We start from the raw sequence: 4,158 nt of genomic DNA on the forward strand, positions 1-4,158 counted from the left end.
TTATAAAAATAGTAGGTGATAAAGAGCTCGAACCATTACTCTTATAAAATTAAACAACTTAAAGAGGGCATTTAAAATATTATTAGGTATCACAAAATTTGATACATTTGCACCAACCACTGGGTTAATGTGTTCTTAAAAAAGATATTCCCACAGATTAACAAAATGCTGTCCTTAAATTGAAATAATGGATAAAGGTTTGTTTGTTTTTATTTCGTGTTATTTTGTTCAGATTATTACTTTTATTGTACCTCTTAATCTGTTAACACCAATAAATACTGGGCTGTTAATTTCTGCATCGGCAAATAAAATTATACATTTCAAACTACCACATTACTAAGTTTAAATTGAAATAAGCTAAAGCATTTCTGCGCATTACCATTAAAAATATGACTGAACCCTGACGAACACCAGTATAGTAGAAACATAAATTATTTATTTTAATTTACTGAGCAATATTTGAAAGCGAGGTTCCTCTCTAATTGAATCATAATCGGGGTCATACTGAATCCAATCCTTTTTACCATACCCTTTTTCAGAAGCTATTTCCAAAAGATTCATAGCTCTTTCTTTATCGCCATCTTTAGCAAAAAGACATGTTCCATTCAATAAAACACCGGCATCATCCGGATATAAATCAAGCGCCTTATTCATCCACTCATAAGCTTCTTCTCTTTGTCCTACACTCAATAAATGACCGGCAGTAAGTGAAAGCGCTCTTTTCTCATTAGGATTAAGTTCCAATTGTTTTCGGGCTCTTCTGATACCTTCCATACCTGCTTCATGCGCTTTATCATTTCCTAATATAGTCAAAGACTGGGATAGAAGAAGCATACTTTGAAAATCTTCTCTGCGGGCTTCAGCTGCTTTAAGAAAGAAGTCAGCCGATTGCTGAATTTGACCACGTGCAAAACAGGTTCTGGCATAATGATAATATGCATCATAACTATTTGGGTTTAATGCTATAGCTTCTTTGAATTCTTGCTCCGCTTCATCATACCGTTTCCCTAAAGAGAGAACAAACCCATGTGATGTATGGCTCTCAGACAAATTAGGGGCTAAAGAAAGTGCTATTTGGCTATTCCTTTCCGCTTCCTCTAGGTCATTATTATTTCCACCTTCCCAATCATACAACCAGGAATAAACATCAGCAAGGCCAGCATAGGCAGGTGCATATTCAGAATCGAGCTCTATAGCCCTTTCGAATAACTTTTTTGCTTCACTCAAATTCAGTTGAAGGAAAAACTGGTGCCCTTTTAGAAAATATTCATATGCTTCTATAATTGTCTCCGGACGACGTATTAGTTCCTTTTCTGTAGTGGTTAAAAAACCTTTTAAAGCAGTAGCTACATTTTCTGCAATATTCTCTTGTATTGAAAAAATATCTTCCAATACACGATCATACCGTTCAGACCATATATGAGAACCATCAGAAACCCTAATCAATTTTGTTGTAATACGTAACTGATTGCCAGATTTACGTACACTACCTTCTAGGAGTGTATCCACTTCGAGCAACTTCCCTATTTCTCTAACATCAATGTTTTTTTCCTTAAATGAAAAAACCGATGTCCTTGCTATCACTCGCAGGTTGCATAATTGTGCAAGCGCATTTATTATCTCTTCGGATATTCCATCACAAAAATATTCTTGTTCAGGATCATTACTCATATTTACAAATGGAAGAACAGCAATACTATTTTTTGCAATAATTTCTTTTCCTTTTTCGGGGATTATGCCGAATTGACTCATTATGATAACCTCATAAATCTTAAGAGGATCTTTTACATTTTTTAGTTTTTCTTCCTTTATAAATTTTGTCTGGATATCCTTTTTATTGGAAACATTTTGTTGAACAGATTCCGATATATAGATTGACCCAGGTTGAGCAATCTCTTGTATCCTAGATGCAATATTTACACCATCACCAAATATATCGTCATTTTCAAAAAGAACATCACCAAGATGGATACCGATCCGTAGCTGAAAATCATTTGCCACATTACATAAATTCTGAATTTTCTGCGCTGCATACACAGCATCAGAAACGGTATTGAAACTCGCCATTACCCCATCGCCCAATTCTTTTATCCATCTTCCGTTGAATTGCTCAATGATTGGTTTTTGCAATTCTCTATTTTTATTAAGTATTTCAAAAGCCTTTTGTTCATCATTGCCCATTATTGCTGTGTAACCGACGATATCGGCAAACATAATGGCAGCAAGCTGGCGAGTTTGATACATATTTGACTTTTTTTAATACTTCGAAATAAGTGGTATTGTTATGCTCTTCTAAATTACCAACATTTACCCTTGTCAATTCTGCATTAGACAATATGTGAATTATGGTAACATTTCAGATTTGTTTCAAACTTCCTACTTCAAATTCGAAGTCATCCATCTAATAATTAACAACTTACGAAGATAATCAAAATTCTAAAAACTATGATTACAAAAAAAGGTTCTGTAACAGCAATTGGAATTAAAATGGTTTAAAATATCAATGGCATCAAAATTTTATTTTTATAGCAATCCTCTATTTTAACTATTCTTGGGAACATATCTGTTTTGAGAAACATTAAACCAAGTATCATTGTTAATCTATATGAGCATATTTCATCGATTTTTTCTATGCAGAAGAACATCTTCCGAATATTAATTTTGTTCTTTAATTGGTTTTATCTGAAATCCGTAACTATACGTTTCCTGTTTTAACAAATACTGTTCATGAGGATCTCTTGCCCAGCTATCATCGCCGCCAAGCCCCCTTTGTGCTAAATCCACACAGATCACAGATAGTTTTCTTGGCGTTATATCACTGAAATGCAGCTGTTTTTTAGAAAGTCCTGGGTCGAAATCCATAGGGTAATTATTCAAAGCGCTCATGCAAATAGGTTGAATTCCAGTTATCTTTATTCCTTCACCCGAATTGTTTGTAAGATTAGCCCAACGAATATCTGTTTTATAACCATTTTCCTGTGGACGCGGATAAGGCACATATTGGTCAGCAACTTTGCTGTTGTAAATTCCTTTGAAGGACGCCGTATTCCTATCAGAATAATTTTCTAAAGGACCTCTTCCGTAATAATTGAAGTTTTCAAATTCATTAGTTAGTGAGAAAATCATCCCAAAACGAGGCATTTCCGGAACTGCATTATTACCTTTTTTATAGGAAGGAATAATTTCTAAACTACCGTCCTCTCTCATTAAGTATTCAATTTTATATTCAGAAACCACGTCATTTAGCAAAAATTCTGCCATTAATCCCGATTTTCCACCTTTATCAGCAAATTCGGTTACTTTTTTTAAAGTAATATTTTCACCTGCAGTTCTCCAAACATTACTCTTTGAAGGCATCTTATTTCCAAAATCATTATCGGTTGGTGCTCTCCAAAAATTAGGTTTTGGAAATTCTTCAAAATAACGTTTTCCATTATTAGAATAATCAGAAATCAATCCACTATTTTTATTGATTTTCACTTCAACATTTCCTACTTTAAACACAAAACAATCGGATTCTTCAATAGGTTTAACCCAGTTGTTTTGAATATTTTCAACAGTAAAATATTTAGCATCTTCTATTACAAATTGCTCTCTTGCTATTTCGTGACCTTTGGGCAAAATTTCTGTTATATCTTTTGTCAAAACAAAAATATTCAACAAATACTCTTCTCCGGCGATTGGACTGATTTTAGGCAATTCAATTTTGATTTGCTTTTTGGAAAGAGGATTTAAGGCTAAATTTAAAGTACCTTCTTTTATAATTTTTCCGTTTTTTAAAACTTCATATTTAAAAATGTATTCTGAAAGATTGGTGTAACCAAAATCGTTCTGAACCTCGATAATTCCTTTTTTGACATCAACTGCTTTGAACAAAATATCCTGATATTCTTTTTTGACTTCAAATGCTCCCGGATGTGGTGTTCGGTCTGGCCAAACCAAACCATTATGACAATCATTTTCATCGTTTGTATAGAATTGTCCGCCCATGTCTCCTCCATAAGCCCAATAGTCGCGACCAATTTCATCTTTCACTTTGAAACCTTGGTCTACCCAGTCCCAAATGAATCCACCTTGCATATTTTTGCTTCCGCGGATAATATCCCAATATTCCTTAAAATTGCCATTACTGTTCCCCATTGCATGTGAATATTCGCA

Annotated in this window: 2 protein-coding genes; both read right to left on the bottom strand. The window is 33.9% G+C overall.

Annotation, left to right across the window (positions count from 1 at the left end; all coding sequences use genetic code 11):
- Window positions 1-435: 435 nt before the first annotated feature.
- The gene (locus VFS71_RS17840) at window positions 436-2,244 is read right to left on the bottom strand and encodes an adenylate/guanylate cyclase domain-containing protein (protein ID WP_326402963.1); all 1,809 of its coding nucleotides are present in this window, start codon (window positions 2,242-2,244) and stop codon (window positions 436-438) included.
- A 411-nt stretch (window positions 2,245-2,655) separates the two neighbouring features.
- A partial coding sequence (locus tag VFS71_RS17845; RefSeq protein ID WP_326402964.1) for a glycoside hydrolase family 2 TIM barrel-domain containing protein occupies window positions 2,656-4,158 on the bottom strand: 1,503 nt, incomplete at its 5' end.

The sequence above is a fragment of the Flavobacterium sp. genome, assembly GCF_035760125.1.
Taxonomy (GTDB): domain Bacteria; phylum Bacteroidota; class Bacteroidia; order Flavobacteriales; family Flavobacteriaceae; genus Flavobacterium.